The 18,674-nt window shown below is 67.9% G+C and carries 18 protein-coding genes and 1 pseudogene; 10 read left to right on the forward strand and 9 right to left on the reverse strand.

The features are described 5' to 3' along the window. Positions 1–2: 2 nt before the first annotated feature. Positions 3–770: an SDR family oxidoreductase gene (locus QMK34_RS10730; protein ID WP_326413584.1), complete on the forward strand. Its 768-nt coding sequence runs from the start codon at positions 3–5 to the stop codon at positions 768–770. Between the two features lie 45 nt (positions 771–815). Continuing rightward, positions 816–1,376: a carboxymuconolactone decarboxylase family protein gene (locus tag QMK34_RS10735; RefSeq protein ID WP_326413585.1), complete on the forward strand. Its 561-nt coding sequence runs from the start codon at positions 816–818 to the stop codon at positions 1,374–1,376. Between the two features lie 22 nt (positions 1,377–1,398). Here QMK34_RS10735 and QMK34_RS10740 read toward each other — a convergent pair whose 3' ends face one another. Beyond that, on the reverse strand, positions 1,399–2,913 hold the full coding sequence (locus QMK34_RS10740) for a class I adenylate-forming enzyme family protein (RefSeq protein WP_326413586.1): 1,515 nt from the start codon (positions 2,911–2,913) through the stop codon (positions 1,399–1,401). Between the two features lie 117 nt (positions 2,914–3,030). Between QMK34_RS10740 and QMK34_RS10745 the strand changes: the two genes are divergently transcribed. From QMK34_RS10745 to QMK34_RS10755, 3 genes are read left to right on the forward strand one after another with little or no spacing between them, the layout of a single operon-like run. Beyond that, positions 3,031–3,996, forward strand: coding sequence for an SDR family oxidoreductase (locus QMK34_RS10745; protein ID WP_326413587.1), 966 nt, complete (start codon positions 3,031–3,033; stop codon positions 3,994–3,996). Between the two features lie 32 nt (positions 3,997–4,028). Beyond that, positions 4,029–5,174 carry a TetR/AcrR family transcriptional regulator gene (locus QMK34_RS10750; protein WP_326413588.1) on the forward strand — a complete coding sequence of 382 codons (1,146 nt, stop codon included), beginning with the start codon at positions 4,029–4,031 and terminating at the stop codon, positions 5,172–5,174. Positions 5,175–5,221: 47 nt separating this feature from the next. Then, entirely contained in the window at positions 5,222–6,166 is a 945-nt protein-coding gene (locus tag QMK34_RS10755; protein WP_326413589.1) for an alpha/beta hydrolase, read from the forward strand. A gap of 367 nt (positions 6,167–6,533) precedes the next feature. On the opposite strand, the gene QMK34_RS10760 is transcribed toward QMK34_RS10755, so the two are convergent. The 5 genes from QMK34_RS10760 to QMK34_RS10780 all read right to left on the reverse strand — a co-directional run bounded on the left by QMK34_RS10760 (position 6,534) and on the right by QMK34_RS10780 (position 10,939). Beyond that, entirely contained in the window at positions 6,534–8,693 is a 2,160-nt protein-coding gene (locus tag QMK34_RS10760; RefSeq protein ID WP_326413590.1) for a xanthine dehydrogenase family protein molybdopterin-binding subunit, read from the reverse strand. Continuing rightward, a complete protein-coding gene (locus QMK34_RS10765; protein WP_326413591.1) occupies positions 8,690–9,670 on the reverse strand; it encodes an FAD binding domain-containing protein in 981 nt (326 codons plus the stop codon). The genes QMK34_RS10760 and QMK34_RS10765 overlap by 4 nt, the downstream gene beginning before the upstream one ends. 5 nt (positions 9,671–9,675) lie before the next feature. Further along, positions 9,676–10,347: a (2Fe-2S)-binding protein gene (locus QMK34_RS10770; RefSeq protein ID WP_326413593.1), complete on the reverse strand. Its 672-nt coding sequence runs from the start codon at positions 10,345–10,347 to the stop codon at positions 9,676–9,678. 146 nt (positions 10,348–10,493) lie between these two features. Continuing rightward, positions 10,494–10,784, reverse strand: coding sequence for a TetR-like C-terminal domain-containing protein (locus QMK34_RS10775; RefSeq protein WP_326413594.1), 291 nt, complete (start codon positions 10,782–10,784; stop codon positions 10,494–10,496). Then, the gene (locus QMK34_RS10780) at positions 10,781–10,939 is read right to left on the reverse strand and encodes a helix-turn-helix domain-containing protein (protein ID WP_326413595.1); all 159 of its coding nucleotides are present in this window, start codon (positions 10,937–10,939) and stop codon (positions 10,781–10,783) included. Before QMK34_RS10780 ends, QMK34_RS10775 begins: the two co-directional genes overlap by 4 nt. 128 nt (positions 10,940–11,067) lie before the next feature. Here QMK34_RS10780 and QMK34_RS47765 point away from each other — a divergent pair. Both QMK34_RS47765 and QMK34_RS10785 read left to right on the forward strand, forming a co-directional pair. Beyond that, a pseudogene (locus QMK34_RS47765) lies at positions 11,068–11,486 on the forward strand (IS982 family transposase); the annotation flags it as partial. 25 nt (positions 11,487–11,511) lie between these two features. Next, positions 11,512–11,805 carry an SbtR family transcriptional regulator gene (locus tag QMK34_RS10785; RefSeq protein ID WP_326413596.1) on the forward strand — a complete coding sequence of 98 codons (294 nt, stop codon included), beginning with the start codon at positions 11,512–11,514 and terminating at the stop codon, positions 11,803–11,805. Between the two features lie 427 nt (positions 11,806–12,232). Here QMK34_RS10785 and QMK34_RS10795 read toward each other — a convergent pair whose 3' ends face one another. From QMK34_RS10795 to QMK34_RS10805, 3 genes are all read right to left on the reverse strand, one after another. Beyond that, positions 12,233–12,679 carry a hypothetical protein gene (locus tag QMK34_RS10795; protein ID WP_326413597.1) on the reverse strand — a complete coding sequence of 149 codons (447 nt, stop codon included), beginning with the start codon at positions 12,677–12,679 and terminating at the stop codon, positions 12,233–12,235. Between the two features lie 605 nt (positions 12,680–13,284). Next, the gene (locus tag QMK34_RS10800) at positions 13,285–14,886 is read right to left on the reverse strand and encodes a tannase/feruloyl esterase family alpha/beta hydrolase (protein WP_326413598.1); all 1,602 of its coding nucleotides are present in this window, start codon (positions 14,884–14,886) and stop codon (positions 13,285–13,287) included. Positions 14,887–15,538: 652 nt separating this feature from the next. Then, positions 15,539–15,796: a hypothetical protein gene (locus tag QMK34_RS10805; RefSeq protein WP_326413599.1), complete on the reverse strand. Its 258-nt coding sequence runs from the start codon at positions 15,794–15,796 to the stop codon at positions 15,539–15,541. 270 nt (positions 15,797–16,066) lie between these two features. On the opposite strand from QMK34_RS10805, the gene QMK34_RS10810 reads away from it, so the two are divergent. From QMK34_RS10810 to QMK34_RS10820, 3 genes are all read left to right on the forward strand, one after another. After that, the gene (locus tag QMK34_RS10810; RefSeq protein ID WP_326413600.1) at positions 16,067–17,749 is read left to right on the forward strand and encodes a bifunctional 3-(3-hydroxy-phenyl)propionate/3-hydroxycinnamic acid hydroxylase; all 1,683 of its coding nucleotides are present in this window, start codon (positions 16,067–16,069) and stop codon (positions 17,747–17,749) included. A 296-nt stretch (positions 17,750–18,045) separates the two neighbouring features. Further along, positions 18,046–18,450 carry a hypothetical protein gene (locus QMK34_RS10815; RefSeq protein WP_326413601.1) on the forward strand — a complete coding sequence of 135 codons (405 nt, stop codon included), beginning with the start codon at positions 18,046–18,048 and terminating at the stop codon, positions 18,448–18,450. 69 nt (positions 18,451–18,519) lie between these two features. After that, positions 18,520–18,669, forward strand: coding sequence for a hypothetical protein (locus QMK34_RS10820; protein ID WP_326413602.1), 150 nt, complete (start codon positions 18,520–18,522; stop codon positions 18,667–18,669). Positions 18,670–18,674 lie beyond the last annotated feature (5 nt).

The following is an 18,674-nucleotide window of genomic DNA, read 5'->3' on the forward strand; positions in this document are numbered from 1 at the left end:
TCATGGTGAACAAGATCGCGCTCATCACGGGCGCCAACAAGGGAATCGGCTTCGAGACGGCCAAGCAGCTCGCGGCCGAGGGCATGACCGTGCTGATCGGTGCGCGGGACGCCGAGCGCGGGGAGCAGGCCGCGCGCGAGTTGCGCGAGAGCGGCGCCGGTGCGCATTTCGTCCAGCTCGACGTGACTGACGACGCATCGGTCGCGCGGGCGGCGAAGCAGATAGAGAAGGACTACGGCCACCTCGACGTTCTGGTCAACAACGCGGGTACGGCCAGCGTCGCGCGGAAGCGGACCCAGCCGAGCGAGACGGCGCTCGAAGACATGAAGGCGGTCTACGAGATCAACGTCTTCGGAGTTGTGCGGGTGACCAACGCCATGCTGCCGCTCCTGCAGATGGCGCCGGCCGCGCGGATCGTCAACGTTTCCAGCGAGGCCGGCTCGATCACCTCGCAGACCGGCACGACGTCCCCGATGGGCGGGAACCCGGCGTCCGCGCAGTACCCGTCGTCGAAGGCTGCGGTCAACATGCTCACCGCGCAGTACGCGAAGCAGCTGCGTGATGTCCCGATCAAGGTCAACGCGGCCAACCCTGGCTTCACCCAGACGGACTTCACCGGTGGCCGGGGGGTGCGCACCGCGGCCCAGGGCGCCGAGCCCAGCGTTTACCTGGCGACCTTGCCCGACGACGGCCCGTCGGGCGTGCTGTACGGGCACATCTGGACCACCGAGGGCGACGGAGACGGCGGCTACGGCGTCCTCTCCTGGTAAATCCCACTGTTCTTCCACCGCCGGACACCATTGCGAGAGGACCGCATGCCGACCGAATTCACGGTTCACGACGAGCACACTGCCCCCGCCGAGGCCGTCCCGGCGCTGGAGGGAGCCCGCTCCGGGCTCGGCTTCATCTCGTCCCTCGCGGGCGTCATGGCCGATTCGCCCGAGCTGCTCGCCGGCTACAGCGCCGCGTTCACGGCTTTCATGAAGTCCTCTCTGCCACTGCTCGGACGGCACACCGTCGTGATCACCGCGAGTGTGGAGAACGGCTGCGAATACTGCGTCGCCGCCCACTCGACCATGGCGGTGCGCGCCGGGATGCCGCCCGGCACGCTCGGCGCACTCCGTCGCGGAGAACCGACCGGCGACCCCGTCCTCGACGCGATCGCCACTCTCACGCGCGTGCTCGTCACGAGCCGGGGGCACGCCACGGAGGAGGACATCGACCGGTTCCTCTCGGCGGGCCTGACCAAGCGCAACGTCCTCGAAGTCGTGCTCGGTGTAGGGGCGAAGACGATTTCCAACTACACCAACCACCTCGCCGAACGACCCCTCGACCAGGCCTGGCAGGAACATGCCTGGGAAAACCCGAAGGGGTGATGTGCGCTGCCGGGTTTCGGGGTCACTTCACCGCGGGTGAGACATCAGCCAGTTCCTTGCGCAGGAGGTGCTTCTGGATCTTGCCGGAGGGATTGCGTGGAATGGCGTGCACGACCAGAGCGTGCGGGGCCTTGTAGTCGGCGATGCGTTCGCGGGCCCAGGCACGCAACGACTCCAGTGTCGGGTGCGCCCCGTCGGCGGGTACGACCACGGCGAGGATGCTCTCCCCGTAGTCGGGGTGGGGGATGCCGATGACGGCGATGTCCAGGACATCGGGGTGCCCGGCGAGCGCTCCCTCCACCTCGACCGAGTAGACGTTGCGCCCGCCGGTGATGATCATGTCCTTGAGGCGGTCGACGAGGGTGATGTAACCGTCGGCGTCGCGGCGGGCGAGGTCCCCGGTGTGCAGCCAGCCGTCCCGGATGGTCTCCGCCGTGGCTGCGGGCTGGTTCCAGTAGCCCTTCATGATCGTCTCCCCGCGGAGGATGAGCTCGCCCACTTGGCCGGGGTTGACTTCGGTGCCGTCAGTGGTGACGACGCGGCACTCGGTGTTGGGCAGCGCGTAGCGGCCGCTCGCGTCGGGGCGGGCGTGGATGTCCTCGGGGCCGGCGTAGATGCCGCCGGGGCCCGCCTCGGTCTGTCCGCAGAGCTGGTAGAGATTCACCCCGGGCAGGGTCTTCGCCAGCGCGCGGGCGGTGTCGGGCGGCATGGGGGCCGCACCGAACATGCCGATCCGCCAGGCGGACAGGTCCCGGTCGGCGAAATCGGGCAGGCGCAGCAGGAACTGGTACATGGTCGGAACTCCGAAGAACACCGACACGCGTTCCCGGGCCATCAGGTCGGCCACCACGACCGGGTCGAACGCGGGCGCGACCACGTGGGTCATCGCGAGCCCTGTGCCGGCGAAGAGAACCAGGCACAGCTGGGCGGCGTGATAGAGCGGGGCGACGTGCAGAGTGCGGTCGCCGTCGCGGTACCCGGTCGTGGTGGCCATGTTCACCGCACACCAGAGGCTGCGGTGGTGGTCGAACAAAGCACCCTTCGGCGAGCCGGTGGTGCCGGAGGTGTAGACGAGCAACGCGTCGTCGGACTCCGCTGGCAGGTGGGCGAGCTGCGGGTGGTCCTCGGTGGCGAGCGCGGACAGTTCGTCGAGACTCAGCAACAGTGGTGACGTGCCGGCCTGCTCGACGCCGGTGGCGGCGACCTCGGCGACTTCGGCCGCGTACAGGACGGCGGCGGCCCCGGAATCGGTGATGAGGTGCGCCAGCTCGGGCGGCGCGTTGCGCGGGTTCGCCGGAACCAGGATCGCGCCGGTTCGCAGCGCCGCGTAGGCGGCGATCACGAAGGTGTCGCTGTTGGGGGACATCAGCAGGACCCGGTCCCCCGGGGCGATCCCTCGCGCGGCGAGCGCCGCCGCCGCGGCCTCCACGTCGCGGTGCAGTTCGCGGTAGGTGCGCCGGCGGTCGCCGAAGACGAGAGCCTCGCGATCGGGGCAGCGCGCCACGGTGGTGCGCAGGGTGTCTGGAATCGAGGGCATCGTCGCTCTCCCGGGGCCGATTGTCAGATCTTGTGAATTGCGGTTAGCATCGTGGGACACAGTGAACCACCTGAAAAGCTTCTCGGAAAGCTGAAAAGGTCTACGGCAGGAATCGTGGTGAGTCGATCGGTGTACGTTGCGGGGGTCGGCATGGTGCCGTTCCGCAAGCCTCGGGAGACCGAGGGCTACCAGGTGATGGGCGCGACCGCGGCGCGTGCGGCACTGGCGGATGCCGGCGTGGAGTACACGCTGGTGCAGCAGGCCTACGCCGGTTACGTGTACGGCGACTCCACCTCGGGGCAGGCCGCGCTCTACCCGCTCGGGCTCACCGGCATCCCGGTGCTCAACGTGAACAACAACTGCTCCACCGGATCCTCGGCCCTGTTCCTCGCCCGCCAGGCCGTCGCGTCGGGGGTGGTGGAGTGTGCGCTCGCACTCGGGTTCGAGCAGATGGTCAACGGCGCGCTTTCCACGGGCTTCACCGACCGCACCTCACCGTTCGCGAAGTTCGACGACGCGGCGCGCGAACTGCAGGAGACGGACCCGGGCGCGCCGTTCGCCGCCCGGTACTTCGGCGGGGCCGGGCGGGAGCACATGCGGCGCTTCGGCACCTGGGACAACGTCGTGCAGAAGATGACCGACCAGCAGTGGGACGACATCCTCGACGTCCACCTCAAAGCGCCCTTCCGGATCCTCCGCGCCGCACAACCCGTGATCTCCGCCGCGGTCAAGGCCGAGCAGGCCAACTACAGCTCGGCCAAGGCCGGGGTCACCGGCCTGACGAAGGCACTGGCCAAGGAATGGGGCCGCTACGACGTGACCGTGAACTGCGTCGCCTTCGGGCTGATCCGGACCCGGCTCACCGAGGCAGCGGCCGGTGGCGACGCGAAGATCGACGTCGGCGGCCGGCAGATCGAGGTCGGCGTCAACCCCGATCTGCTGGCCCGGCTGGAGACCGGGATCCCGCTGGGGCGCGCCGGCACACCCGCCGAAGGTGCGGGCGCGGTCTACCTGTTCTGCCTGCCCGAGAGCGACTACGTCAGCGGGCAGGTCCTCACCTGCGACGGCGGCTTCGGTGGCTGACCGTGAGGGCTGACGTCTCCGCGAGCTCCGCCGTGCGCACACGCCCACGGGACCGCAAACAGCAGATCCTCGCCGCGGCGTCCGAGCGGTTTTGGACGGTGGGCTACCACCAGGTCGGCATGGCCGACATCGCCGCCGCGGTCGGCATCGGCGCGAGCGCGCTCTACCGGCACTTTCGCGGCAAGCAGGAACTGCTGCTCGCGATCCTCGACGAGCACCTGCGCAGTCTCGAACACCTCGCTGCCGATCCGGGCCGCGACCTGATCCCGAGTTTCGCCGCGTTCGCCCTCGAGCGCCGTGAGTTCGGAGTGCTGTGGGAACGCGAAGCCGGGCACCTCCCCGCCGACGCCCGTCGCGCGTTGCGCCACCGCTTGCGCTCACTCGCGGCCGCCGTCGCCGCCGCGACCGGTGACGCAGACCGGCCGGCTTCCGACCTCCGCGCCTGGGCCGTGCTCTCGATCCTCGACAGCCCGTCGCACCACCGCACCCGGATCGAACCCGCCCGGTTCGAGCAACTGCTTCGCGCGGCCGCCCGGGCTGTGCTCGCCGCGGAGTTGCCTCCGGTCGTGCACCCGGCTCCGCCGCCATCGCACCGGGCCGCCGCCATCGCTCCGGCGTCGCGCCGGGAGGCTCTGCTCGCCGCGGCGATCAGGTTGTTCAGCGAGCGCGGCTACCCCTCGGTCGGGCTCGACGACATCGGCGCCGCGGCCGGTATCGCCGGCCCCAGCGTCTACAACCACTTCGACAGCAAGATCGACGTCCTCACCGCCGCGCTCCACCGCGGCACCGAAGCCTTGTGGGCCGGGCTGCACCGCGCGCTGGCCGCGGCCGAGAATCCCGCCGACGCACTGGATCGGCTCGTCGCGGACTACGCCGCGTTCGCCGCGGCCGACAAGGACATCATCAGTATTCTCGTCTCCGAGATCATCCACCTCCCCGGTGAACGCCGTACCGCGTTCCGGCGCGCCGAGGTGGACTACGTGACCGAATGGGTCACGCTGCTCATGGCCGCCCGGCCGGACCTCACCGACGCCGATGCTCGCGTAGTGGTCCAAGCCGCGCTGGCGCTCGTCAATAGTCTCTCGCGGATCCCTCACCTGCGGGCCCACCCGGATCTTGCCGCCCGCACCGCGCTGCTGGCGCAGGCGATCTTCACCGCCGAGACGAAGTCCGGCTGAACCACCCTGCGGTCACCCCGCCCGCCGACCCACCCACGGAGGAACCCATGCCCGTCGATCCGCAGATGCAGATCATCATCGACCTACTCGAAAGCAGCGGTGCCGGAGAGCTGGCAAAAGGCTCACCCCAGGACGTGCGCGGGTTCCTGCGCATCTCCGCCGGCGCCGATCCGTCGAACACGGTGCAGGTCGGCTCGGTCGACGACCAGGACATCGCGGGGCCGGCCGGCCCGCTCACAGTGCGCATCTACCGGCCGGAGACGACCGGGCCGGCTCCGACGGTCGTGTTCTTCCACGGAGGTGGCATGGTCGCCGGCGACCTGGACTCCCACGACGACCACGGCCGGATGATCTGCCGCGACGTCGGGGCCGTCGTCGTGAGCGTCGCCTACCGGCTGGCTCCCGAGCACCCCTTCCCCGCGGCGTTCGACGACTGCCTGGCCGCCACCCGATGGGCGGTGGACGCCATCGCCACCCTCGGCGGCGACCCCGATCGGCTCGCTGTCGCCGGCGACAGCGCAGGGGGCAACCTCGCCGCCGCGGTCGCCATCGCCGCGCGAACCGACGGGCCACAACTGGCGGCGCAGCTGCTCGTCTATCCCAAGACGGACTTCACGGAAGACACCGCTTATCAATCACGCATCGACAACGCCGAGGGCTATTTCCTCACCGGCGAACTGGCCGACTGGTTCCAGGGCCACTACATCTCCCCGGACGACATCCGCGACCCCCGCGCATCGGTCCTGCTGGCCGAGGACCTGTCCGGCGTCGCGCCGGCGGTGATCGGCGTCGGTGAGTACGACCTGCTTCGCGACGAGGTGACGGCCTACGGGAAACGTCTCGAAGGGGCCGGTGTCGCGGCTGTGGTGCACTGCTTCGACGGCCTGATCCATGGGTTTTACGGGATGGGCCTGATGTCCGACGCGGCGGCCGACGCCGTCCGCACCCTCAACGCCGACCTCCGGCGCCTGCTCGACGCCGCGGTGTCGTAACAGTAGGTCTCGTCTCGCGAGGCGAAGGGGACTTTCCTCGTCACATGCTAGGAAAGTCTCCTTCAGCGCGCGCCGGTGCCGGTACCGCAGGCTTGCCGAACACCGTCGCCGTCGTCGCCCGCGCGGCGTTCGGCAGCTCCGTCGCCCAGCGTGCCTGTGCCGCTTCGATCTTTCCCTGCGACGATCGTCGCATCGGTGTGCCAGGACTCGCCGGTGGCGGCCGATGATCTGCCCGCGCGTCCACACTCGACGGCCCACGCGCCGATGCCAACCGGGCATCGGCGAGACAGGTCCGGTCGCGACAAGTACCGGCGCCTCGCGCTGGCCGGCGCCGGTACTCGGGCGACTCGATCTCGGTCCGGTCACGTCACAACTGGGACTCCAGCGTGATCGGCAGTTCACGCGCCCGGCGGCCTGTCGCGTGATAGACCGCGTTCGCGACGGCGGCCGGGACCCCGACGATCACCAGTTCCGCGAGACCCTTGACCCCGAGCGGACCGGTGACCGGATCGGCCTCGCCCAGGAAGGACGCGTCGAGGTCGACGATGTCGGCGTTGACCGGGACCAGGTAGTTGGACAGGTTGGCGTTGACGATCCGCCCGTCGCGGTGGTCGCGGATGGTCCCCTCGAGCAGCGCCATCCCGATGCCGTAGACCATGCCGCTCAGCGCCTGGCTGTGCGCCAGCCGGGGGTTGACGACCGCACCCACGTCGTACACCGCGCGCATGCGGCGGACCCGGATGGTCCCGACCAGCTCGTCCACCGCCACCTCGGCGAACACCGCACCGTAGCCGTGGGTGTCGTAACGGGTCTGATTGTCGCTGGGCGACCAATCACGCAACGTGTCCAGACCGTCGCCGCCCCGGCGGGACAGCAGTTGCCGGTACGTCTCCGACCGTTTCGGGTCGTCGGAGGATGACAGCCTCCCGTCGCGGACCGTGACCCGTTCGACTGGTACGCCGTAGAGGGGCGAGGCCGGGTCGGTCACGGCGATGCGGACCAGCGCGTCGCGCAACATGGTGCACGCGGTCAGCACCGCCGGCCCCACGCTGGCCATGGTCACCGAGCCCGCGTGCATGGGTGCCGTGGGCAGCTCCGAGTCGCCGAGCATGAACTGCACGCGCGACATCGGCAACCCCAGCGCGTCGGCGGCCACCTGGGTCATCGAGGTGGCCGTGCCAGGGCCCATGTCGCTGGTGGCGCTGGAGACCACGGCGTTGCCGGCTCGGTCGATCCGCGCGCGTGCGGATGCTGGGCGGCGGCCGGCGTTGTAGGCGCCGCTGGCCACGCCGGTGCCGATCAGCAGCCCGTCTTCCCGTCGTGACCGCGGGGCCGGGTTGCGCCCTGCCCAGCCGAACTCGGCCGCGCCGCGCCGCAGGCAGGTGGGCAGGCCCCGGGAGGAGAAGGGCAGACCGGTGTCCTGGTTGGCGTCCGGTTCGTTGCGCAGTCGCAGTTCGATGGGATCGATGCCCAGTTCGACGGCCAGTTCGTCCATCGCGGACTCGAGGGCGAACGTCCCGGTGACGAAACCGGGCCCGCGCGTGTAGGTGGGCACGGCGACGTCCAGCGGCACCAGGCGATGGGAGGACCTCATGGCCGGGCTCCGGTACAGGAAGCGGGACACCGCCGTGATCTCGTCCTGGTAGGACGCGTAGCGGGCGTCCTCGGTGCGGGCCTCGTGCGCGGTCGCGGTGATCCGTCCGTCCCGACCGGCGGCCAGGATGACCCGTTGGTCGCTGGCCGGGCGGTAGCCGATGGACGAGTACATCTGCTTGCGGGTCAGCACCAGCTTCACCGGCCGGCGGAGCTGCCGGGCCGTCCACGCCGCCAGGATCTGGTGCGGCCACGTGAGACCGGCGCTCCCGAACGCGCCACCGATGAACGGCGAGATCACTCGCACGTTCTCCGGCGGCACGCCCAGCGCCGCGGCCACGTCCCGGGCCGTGCCCTGAACCCACTGGGTCTTGTCGTACATGGTCAGCCGATCGCCGGTCCACTCGGCCACGACGCCGGGGGGCTCCATCGGGTTGTGGTTTTCGCGCGCGATGCGGTACCGCTGGTCGACGCGGACCGGCGCCGCGGCGATCGCGGAGTCCGGGTCGCCCCGGCGGTAGTCGGGACTCCTCGGCGGCACCACGGTCGGCAGGCCGGGATCGTTCATGTCCGTGACGGCGGGAGTGGACCCGCCCGCGGCGGGTCCGGTGTCGATCAGCCTGGCGGCGTGTTCGGCCGCTTCCAGTGTCGTGCCCACCACGATGGCCACGGGCTGGCCGAAAAAGTTGACCTGCCCGGCGGCCCAGGGGAGCCGCGCCCCCGAGAAGTCGGTGAACACCTCGACCACCCCTGGCTGCGACCGGGCATCGGCGACGTCGGGTGCGGCCACGCTCGCCCGGCTGACCGCCGAGGTGACCAGGACCGCGTGGACCAGGCCGGGCGCGGAGTGGTCGGCGGAGTACCGGGCGGCGCCGGTCACCCTGGCCACGCCGTCCACCCGGGCCACGGGCTGTCCGATCGAAGGGCCGGTCATGCCGCCCCCTCGGCCACGGTGGCCAGCTGCCGGGCCACGGTCCGCTGCACCAGGGTGATCTTGAAGGCGTTTTCCGACAAGGGCCGGGCCCCGTCGGCGGCCAGCGCGGCCGCCTTGTCGAAAAGTTCCGGCCCCGGTCGGCGGCCGATCAGGGCCGCCTCCACCGCGGGCAGCCGCCACGGCACCGTGCCCATTCCGCCCACGGCGATCCGGGCGGACCGGATCACTCCGGCCCTGATCTCCAGAGCGATCGCCGCCGAGGCCAGCGCGAACTCGTAGGACTCGCGGTCCCGGACCTTCAGGTAGCCGGAGGTGCGGGTGGCCGCGGTCCTCGGCACCTCGACGCCGGTGATCAGCTCGCCGGGGCGCAGATCGTGTTCACGGTCCGGAGTGGATCCCGGGGCGAGGAAGAACTTTTGCACGGCCACCCGGCGGTCTCCCTCGGTCGAGCGCAGCAGCACGATGGCGTCCAGGGCGACCAGCGCCACGGCCAGGTCGGAAGGATGGGTCGCCACGCACGCCGGGCTGGTGCCCAGCACGGCGTGCGTGCGGTTGTGGCCCTCGACGGCGGAACAGCCGGAGCCGGGATCGCGGCGGTTGCAGCCGGCGGTGACGTCCCGGAAGTACAGGCACCGGGGACGCTGCATGAGGTTGCCGCCGATGGTGGCCATGTTGCGCAGCTGGGCCGAGGCGGAGCGATCGAGAGCCTGCGCGAGTACGGGGAACTGCTGCTTCACGATGCCCGTGGCGGCCACGTCGGCCATGGTCGCCAGCGCTCCCAGGCGCAGGACGTCGCCTCTGAGCTCGATCTGCCGGTAGGGGAGGGCAGTGATGTCGACGACGGTCCCTGGCCGCTCGACCGTCTCGCGCATCAGGTCAACCAGCGTGGTGCCCCCGGCGATGTAACGCCCGCCGTCGCGACCGGCGGCCAGGGCGGCCCGCTCGTCGCGCGCCTTGACGAAGGTGAAGGGAAACATGCCGCTCACCGGGCCTTGGCGGTCTGGGCGACCGCGGCGACGATGTTGGGGTAGGCGCCGCAGCGGCAGATGTTCCCGCTCATCCATTCCCGGATCTCCTCCGGCGAGCCGGTGTGGCCCTCCCGGATGCACCCGACGCCGGACACGATCTGACCGGAGGTGCAGAACCCGCACTGGAAGGCGTCGCGGTCGATGAATGCCTGCTGGAGCGGGTGCAGCCGCCCATTCTGGGCCAGCCCCTCCACCGTGGTCAGCTCGGCGCCCTCGTGCATCACCGCCAGGGTCAGACAGGAGACGATCCGCCGTCCGTTCACCAACACGGTGCACGCGCCGCAGGCGCCCTGGTTGCACCCCTTCTTGGTGCCGGTCAACCCGATCCGCTCGCGCAGCATGTCGAGCAGCGAAGTGCGGCTGTCCACCGAGACCTGCTGGCGTTTGCCGTTGATCGTCACGCTGATCGTGGTCTCTTCGGGCGGTGCCGTTTCCGCCTCGGAACTGGAGCCGGTCAGGACACCGGACAACGCCAGCCCGCCGGCCGCGCCGCCCGCGACGCCGACGAACTGGCGCCGGGTCGGCGTCCACCCCGGCTTCTCCGCCGTGGCAGCGGCAGATGCGTCGGTGACCTGTTCGAGATCGGCCCCGTCCCGTCCGCCCTCGCTGGACGTGTGCTCGCTCATGCCGCCTCCGCGCCTTCAGGCCACCGACCGCATGCGCGACCGGGCAAATATCCGAGCCGGTTCGGTTCAGCTGGGATGTCCATGTATCGACCATATCGACGGTAGTGGTCAATTTTACGTGAAGCAATTTACTCTCAGTGAAAGATCTACGTCGGGGCGGCCAGCGAGTAACGGGCGAGAAGGGTGAGATGGTCGGCCATGACTTCGAGCGAATCTGTCATGCCGCGGTTAAGCCAGTCGATGACGACTTCGCTCACGCCCGCCACCAGTGCCAGCAGGACTCGCTCGTACCGCTGCCGGTCAACGGCACGCCGGACCAGCGGTCCGAAGACCGCGGCGTCTTCGCGCAGCCGCAGTTCCATGCGTGACGCGTTGATGCAGATGACACGAGCCCGGACCGGGTGCTCGAGCAGCGTGGTGACCAGGGCCTGCCTCATCGGCCGCAACAACTCGTCGAGGCCTTCGGGCCGGTGATCAGGAGGTCCGCGCGGTCGGCGAAGTGGTCGTAGAAATAGCGCTTCGCCACTACCGCTCGTGCGCAGACCTCGGCCACTGTCACGTCGTCGTAGCTGCGTGCGGCGAACAGCTCCAACGCCGCCTGCGCGATCCGGCCGCGTCGATCGGCGGTGCGTTCCTGCCGTGACTGCCCGGCGTAGTTCTCCCCGTGTACGGCCTTCCGGGCGCGGGAGGAGGGTGTTCAAGATCAGTGTGTGGACGAAAGTCCACGCCACACCTGAGCTCCTCGCAATGTTCCCCCGACATGCTTGGCCAGTCCGGCTACCACCGCCGGATCAAGACCGCACAGTCCTTGCTGTGTAGAACAATCGTGACGTTGGCCGTGCTCTGCCCATCACGGTTCGACGATCTGTGGATCACCGACGCCACCCCCATGCCGTTCGGTATGTCCCGCGAGACCGTGAAACGCTCTGACCTGTCAGGACCCGCCAACTACGGTTACTGTGCGTCGCATTCTCGGTGGTACTGGAGCCTCAAGCTGTACCTGGTGTGAGCCGGAGACGGCACGGGCGATCATGTGGTGCCTCGCCGACCCCAAGACTGGCGAACGTGAGGTGCTCGCCGCACTGCTTGACAACAACCACCATCTGATCCGCGAGGGCCAGGTCCTGTTGGCAGATCGATGGGCTGGAGACCACGGTTGTCACCGTGGCTGCCAATTCCGCGCTGCTGACCGCGGCACGCGACACGGCTCTGGTCACCCGCGCGACGGCTGAGGGTTTCGTCAAGCCGCTGAGCCGGGCGCTGGAGCGGGCGCAGGTGGCCGGCGTCGCGCGGGCCGATCTGGATGCGAGCGACTTCCCGTCGCTGATCGCCATGGTGGTTGCCACGATGCTCGCTGTGCCCGATCTGGAGACCGACCAGCCCGCGCGCTGGCGCCGCTATCTCGCCTTGCTGCTGGAGGGATGCCGCGCGAGCGACACCAGCCGTGCCCTGCCATAACTGTGGTGGCCCCCGGCACAGGTAAAACATGGATGCACGATGGGCTGATCGGGGTGCGTGACTGCCTCGGCGCTTTGGGTGTGGCCGATGATGCATCGCACGATGAGGGAGGTGATACACCACTTCGAGTTTGTCGTAGCGAGTCGCGACCGCCCGGAAACCGTTGAGCTTGGTGAAACACCACTCCGTGGTGTTGCGTTCTTTGTAGCCCTCGGCGTCGAAAGCCGGCGGTCTGCCGCCGGCGCTGCCGCGCTTGAGCCTGGTGGCTTCTGGTCCTCCTTGACCGGGATAACCAGCCGACCCAGTTGGTGGTGGCTAACCACAAGAAGGTCCCCACCGTGAGAACGGTCCACACGATGGCCAGGCCCAGCGCGAGTTTCGGCGGAAGCCGGCCGCCACCGAAACTCGAACGTTGTGCGGCCACAGATCATCCCCTCGTCCCGGTGCGCGTGGTTGGCCCCGCGCCATCGTGACGGTTTTCGTCCAATCGATGCCTCGGAACAGTGAAGTTGTGCGCGGGCGGCTGCCGCAACCTGCGCTGGTGACGGGGCCCGAGCGCCGTGACTCGCTGGCAGATGCAACGACCACAAGCCGGCTTGGCGCTGCCCACGCCTGCGGGCTGCCCGGCGAGCCAGGGGGCAGCATCCACAGCACGCTCGCGTCGGCCGCGGCGTGAGGTTCCCTCGGCATCGAGTGTGAAGGTCGGTCTACGGGAAGCCGGCAGCTGTGCATCCTTGCCAGCCGGTGCCGGCCGGGGAAAGGCGGGCCATTGCTGGCGCCGGCGGTCGGTCTTGGTCTCGTAGACCTGGCGTGGTGCCCGAATCGGGTTCAGGCGCACGACGAGGTCGAACACATCGGACAGGCCGTGCGGCACGTAGACACGCTACCTCCCACCAGACTCGACCGGATGCCGATGCAGCAGGTGGTGCCGCGAACCGTCGCAGTCTCATGAAGTCGGCGGGAATATCGGTTCCAGCTGAACACTGGTTCCGTGATCTGGTTTGGGCTCTGCGGCCCATCCGGCTTCGCTGGGGTGGAGGCGATTTTCGGCCATAGATGGGGTCATGCGGATCGTCGCTAGGACGGCCATGCATCGACCAGAGTTTGGGCTGAAAAACGGTGTCCCGACCGGGTGCGCGGTAGTCGTTACGGGAACCAATTGTCCGACACTATCCCGTCTTGGCGGTGAGGTGCTGACCCGACCGTGGGCCCGCCGCCTGGTCGGCGGTAACTGCGGACTGCGCGAAGATGACGTTTGCCGAAGAGCGCTTCGACCCCGGGTTATATTCTGTCTGCGCCGGCCGGCGACTCCTGCGGAATCGCGGTGTACAGCGCGACCGCGGCGGCGTGCAAGGTGGTGCGGTCGTTCAATTGTCTCCGCCGCCGACGGCGGAGACAATTGAACGACGCGTAGGACTGAAATTCGACAAAGGTAAAATTCGACTAAAAGCTTTTTCAGATGCCTGGACGGAACTATGGCTATCCTTGGTTTTCCTGTGGCTCAGGGGGAAGTGGATACGGATGGATCTTTCGGGTGGCTGTGACCTGGCCGTCAGCCTTGGTCTGAATGGCTACAGCCGTCTGGGGAGCCTGGCCGGTGGTGACCCAGGTGTTGAGTAGATCGGCGAAACTGTCACTAGCCAGTTGTGGCCCACTGCCTCCGACGCAGTGGTATTCCCCGGGGACCATGAAAAGGCTTGCAAAACTCTGCGCCGCCGCCGCTCCGCCGGCATTGGCTTCGATGGCCTTGTAGAACTGCACGGTGGCGTCCGGCGGCATGGCCTCGTCAGCCCAGCCGCTCCACATGATCAGCTTGCCACCAGCGTTGCGGAACGCCTGGAGGTTCGGATTGGCATCGTATTGTGACGCCAAGGCCGTGAGCCGAGCGGGATCGGTGTCGAAGTTGAAGCTCGTCTCCTGAAACGCCGGACCGGGATCGCGAGAAAAAGCCATGTAACGGTCGAACTGAAGGCCGATTCCGCCCTCGAGCGAGGGGCCGCCGGCATCATTTATCCGAGAGGTCCATTTCAGTTCGGAGCCAGGCTCATTGCTCGCGTAAGAGGTGATCGCTTGGCCGCGCGAGTTGCGAACCGGCCCATAGAACAGCCGTGCGACTCTCACCTGGGCAGCGCTGAGACAGTCGGCGCCGTTGGGGCTCGCCGGTGGGCACTGCGCAACCGTCGGGTCGAAATGACAGTTTTCGGGATCGGTGATGGTGCCGTCAACGGCGCCGCACGTCTGAAGCGCAGCCTCGTGAAGGATGGGAAGTTTGTCGGTCGTGAGGATCGTGTGACCGTTGGCGTCCCGGTTGATGACATCCGTGTAGATGCCGTCATACCCGATTACCGAAGACCAGTCCGGGAATGCCGGCCCGGAAATGATGCCGTTGAAGTCAGCGGGATACCGCGCGGCCTCGACGAGCCCTTGGCGGCCGCCTTCCGAGCAGCCGCTGAAGTACGACTCGCGCGGCTCCATTCCGTAGAAAGCATGGACGATTGCCTTGGCTGCCACCGTGGTTACGTGGGTCGCGCGGTAAGCAAAATCGATGTCAGCTTGTGGATTGTTGTAAGCGAATCCTCCGTTCAGGCCGGGATCGACATGTCCCAGGCTGTTCGCGACAGTTGCGTAGCCTTTCCCCAAGAATGGCGCGCACTCGTTGAGATAGTAGGCGCCTCCCAAGCCATGACTGCCGTTCGCTTCCAACATTTGATTCCAGTCGGAAACAGGGAGCTGGACAATGAAATTGTCCGACGGTGTGACGTATCCGTCGACGGTGCACTGGGTCACCGCCTGACTTCCGGTGCCGCTGGTCGTGAGCGTCGCCGACGTGATGAATGTTGTAGCGCCCTGGAGAGACTCGAAATTGTCCCCGCCATTGGCGGCCAACGCTGCGCATTGTGATTCTGCGCGGACTGCCTCTTCCGATGCCTGCGTTTCGTGGGCGCCGATCACGGCGTCTGCGGGCATTGATGTGGCGGCCAAGACCATGACCAGCATCGTGGTGGCTGCGACGCTGACGACGGTGAAGGTTCTTGACCGGGTGATGGGAAGCGAGAGGACATGACCAATACGAGCTCGCACGTTCTTCCCTTCGAACGACGATAGTGAGTTAGTCGGACCGCAATGCAATAGCCTTATGGATGGATTCCCTTCACCCGTTGTGGCCAAGATGTCCGTGTTGCACGATATCGGCGGAGTGCGGAGATGGTCGATAGGTCGCCACGAACTCCATTGGTCACTTTGTCCATATTCACTATCATGCACTTGTTTCACCAATGATGACATGCGGCCGGGCGATGTCAAGCGTGACCGGTTAAGTCCCGTGATGGGCGTGGACTACGTCTGACGTGCGGATTGAAAGCTCACGATCGCGTCGACCGGCTTGCCCATCCCGAATTGGAGTGACAAGGGTCACGCGGTGAAGATCGGTCGACTTGGCGAGCAGCAGCCGGACGTCGTGGTGGCGCAGGTCGCTGCGGGTGTGCTGCTGACATCCGAAGGCCAACGTGCTTGCCGGCCAACCAGGCGCCGGTACCGACGAAGCCGCACGGCTGGGGGTTGTGCACTCCACCCGATGGCCACGTGGCCGAGCCGCTGCGGCCGGATGGGCTCTCGCTGAACCAGTTAGGTCCGGTCCACCGACGTCGGCGCGCTCGGTGGCGGGTCTTCGGCAGCCGCTCGGCGATCGAAACCCGAACCAGCACCTCAGTGATTGGCTCGATCGCTTCCACTCCTAGGCCGGTGCGCGCGGTGGGAATACGAGATCTTCGATCCGGCGCGCGATTGCGTCGAGGTCGGCTTCGGCGTCCGTCTCGATATTCAACTCGGCGACGCGCGGTTCGTCGCCGGTGCGTAGGACCAGCTGCTCGCCGCCGATCTGGGTGGCGAACGTGCCTGACGACGTCTCCTGCAGTCCGAACTCGGTGTAGAAGGCCCGCGGTCGCAGGGAGGTTCGACACCTCGCGAACGAGGCTGATGATGCAGTGGACACCTATCGCTGCTCCTTCCGCCGTAGCTACGGGCCGAACCGCAGGATTCAGTGAATTCGATGCATATAAGTGAATATTAGCGGGTTTCGTCGACAGTTCAACGAGGTGACGCAGTCTTGACACACCGCGGGGCAGTCCGTAGCCTTCCGTATCTGTATCGTTCGTTACGGAGACTTTCGACCAGGTCGGCGTGCGAACGACGCGGGGTGGCGCGAGCCTTCGAGTGGCCGACCACCTCATTCGTAGGTGAACACTCTTTGCGAGGAGATGACGTGGCTCATCCCAGCCAGCACGGGCACCCGGCGCTGCCCCTCCACACCGACTGCGACGTCGCGATCGTGGGCTATGGACCCGTCGGCATGATCACGGCAGGCCTGCTCGCGCAGCAGGGGCTGAACGTGGTCGTGGCCGAGCGCTGGCCTCAGCGGTACTCCTTGTCCAGGGCAGGGCACCTCGACGGCGAAACCATGCGGACATTGCAGCACCTGGGTGTCGCCGAGGCGGTGGAGCTGGTGGCCCGACCCATGCTGGAGTGGAGCCTGTTGTCAGCCGACATGCAAGTACTGGCCACCCTCATGTTGGGCAAGGGCGGCAGCGGTTGGAAGGAAAGCTACCTGTCCTACCAACCGGAAATTGAAGCCATCTTCGACGCCAGGGTGCGCGAACTCGGGGTGACAGTCCACATGGGTACTGTGGCGACCCATTTGGAGCAGGATTCCGATGCCGTCACTTTGACCGTCGTTCCCAGCCATGGTCCGGAATCCGAACCTCGGCCGGGCGCCGATCCTCGCACGATCAGAGCCGGCTACGTGATCGGGGCGGACGGAGCACGCAGCTGGGTACGCACCACACTCGGCATTGACCGCATGGACCTGGGTTTCCCGGCTCTCGACCAACTCGTCATCGACCTCGAGCACCGTGACCCGGACGTGCACCTGCCTCAGCTGCCCGAGGTCTACCAGGTGCTCGACATCGAGCGGCCGCTGCTGGCCGGCCGGTGGTCCGGGCCGCGACATTCGCGGTTCGAGTTCGCCGCGAACAACGGTGAGAGCCGTGCGGAACTGGTGGACGAACAACGGTGCTGGGAGCTGCTGGCACGTTGGGATATCACTCCCGAGATGGGCAAGATCGAGCGGCGAGCGGTCTACACCTTCGAGAGCACGCTCACCTCGTCATGGCGGCAGGGCCGGGTGCTGCTCGCCGGCGACGCCGCGCACACCATGCCACCGTTTATGGGGCAGGGCATGTGCTCGGGTGTCCGCGACGCGGCGAACCTGTCGTGGAAGCTCGCCGCGGTAATGCGCGGCGAGGCCGCCGACACCCTGCTGGACACCTACGAGGCGGAGCGGGCACCACACGTGCAGCGGCTGACCGAGATCTCGATGGCCTTCGGCGACCTGGTTCTCATGCGTGACCCCGAGCTGGCCCGTCAGCGCGATGAGACGCTGCGCTCCGGCACCGTGCCGACGCCGCCGACGTTCCCCCGATTGGGCCCGGGGATCGTTGCCGAAGGCTTTGACGACGATCCGGACGGCCCGGCCGGCCGGCCGTCACCGCAGGCGCGAGTAGCGCTGGACCAGCGAGTCGCCCGGCTCGATGAATTCGTGTCTGGTTGGCGGATCGTGTCCCGGCACGCGGTTGCGACCGAGCTGTTCGACCACGCCCAGCGTGACCTGCTGACCAGGTTGGACACCGACGTCGTCCACGTCTCGCGCGGCCCCGGGCCCGGTTACTACCTCGACATCGACGGCGAGTACGACCAGTGGTTCCAGGCGAGGGGCGTGCAGGCATTCCTGCAGCGCCCCGACGGCTACGTCTTCGGAACCGCGCGTTCGGTGGCGGAGCTGCCCGCTCTGCTCGACGAACTTGCCGCTGCGCTTGCCCGTCATGGGTGGTACGAACTCGACGAAGCGAACGGGCGTCAACACCCGCAGGCAACCGGGTCCGCCCGCTGAGCACGCGACGTCCCGGCCGTCGGCAGGTGCAGATCGACGGCTCGGAGACCTCGAGTGGCCTGGACAGGCACAGGGCCTCCGCTGGCGACCAACCGCACGTACAGTGTCCCTGAGACCGGCCCTGGGACTCCCGAAACAACCGACGACACGAGCGCGTCGCCGACGCGGCAGGGCATTCAGTCCGTCGAACTCGCCGCGACCGTGCTGCAGGCGATCGAGAAGGGCCTCGGGCCCATGAGCCTCAAGCAGATCGGCGTCGGCAGTGGAATGCAGCCGAGCAAGTGCACCGCTACTTGGTGAGCTTGGCCCGGGTCGGCTTCGTCGCCCAGTCGCCGGGTTCGGGCCGTTATGATGTCGGGCCGGCGATGCGCAGGCTGGGCATCGCGGCGCTGCGACGGATGGATGAGGTCGCGCTCGTCTCCGAGCACCTGCCGACGCTGCGCGATCGGACCGGCCACGCGGTCAACCTCGCGGCTTGGGCTGATCACGGGCCGGTCATCGTCCGCTGGGACTACGGCTCGTATGCCCCGCCCATCACCGTCCGGGTCGGCGACCATGCCGCTGCTGGCGTCGTCGGTGGGCCGGGTGTATCTCGCGTATCTACCGCAGACGCTGACCGCGCCGCCGCTGAAAAGCCAGCCCGACGACGCAGCCGACGCCCGAATGCCCGACCTCGCGGAGAACGACCGCATCGTCGCTGAGGTGCGGCGCACTCGCGTGGCGGTCACCTCGGGCGGGGTGGTGCCCGGGGTCGTCTCAGTGGCGCGCCGGTGTTCTCCGCGGCTGATTCGCTCCCGCTCGTCGTCTCGATCGCCATGCCTTCCCAGCAGGTCACCGACGAACTGCTCGCCTCGGTGACCAAAGAATTGTTGCGTTCGACCCAGGCCATGTCGGAAGAAATCGGCCACCAGGGACGGTGAGTGGC

The sequence above is a fragment of the Amycolatopsis sp. H20-H5 genome, from assembly GCF_035828755.1.
Lineage (GTDB): Bacteria > Actinomycetota > Actinomycetes > Mycobacteriales > Pseudonocardiaceae > Amycolatopsis.

Bases quoted from the DNA above. Each gene is read 5' to 3' on its own strand.
- QMK34_RS10730 (WP_326413584.1), top strand. From the start codon at position 3: ATGGTGAACAAGATCGCGCTCATCACGGGCGCCAACAAGGGAATCGGC.
- QMK34_RS10735 (WP_326413585.1), top strand. From the start codon at position 816: ATGCCGACCGAATTCACGGTTCACGACGAGCACACTGCCCCCGCCGAG.
- QMK34_RS10740 (WP_326413586.1), bottom strand. From the start codon at position 2,913: ATGCCCTCGATTCCAGACACCCTGCGCACCACCGTGGCGCGCTGCCCC.
- QMK34_RS10755 (WP_326413589.1), top strand. From the start codon at position 5,222: ATGCCCGTCGATCCGCAGATGCAGATCATCATCGACCTACTCGAAAGC.
- QMK34_RS10760 (WP_326413590.1), bottom strand. From the start codon at position 8,693: ATGACCGGCCCTTCGATCGGACAGCCCGTGGCCCGGGTGGACGGCGTG.
- QMK34_RS10765 (WP_326413591.1), bottom strand. From the start codon at position 9,670: ATGTTTCCCTTCACCTTCGTCAAGGCGCGCGACGAGCGGGCCGCCCTG.
- QMK34_RS10770 (WP_326413593.1), bottom strand. From the start codon at position 10,347: ATGAGCGAGCACACGTCCAGCGAGGGCGGACGGGACGGGGCCGATCTC.
- QMK34_RS10775 (WP_326413594.1), bottom strand. From the start codon at position 10,784: ATGAGGCAGGCCCTGGTCACCACGCTGCTCGAGCACCCGGTCCGGGCT.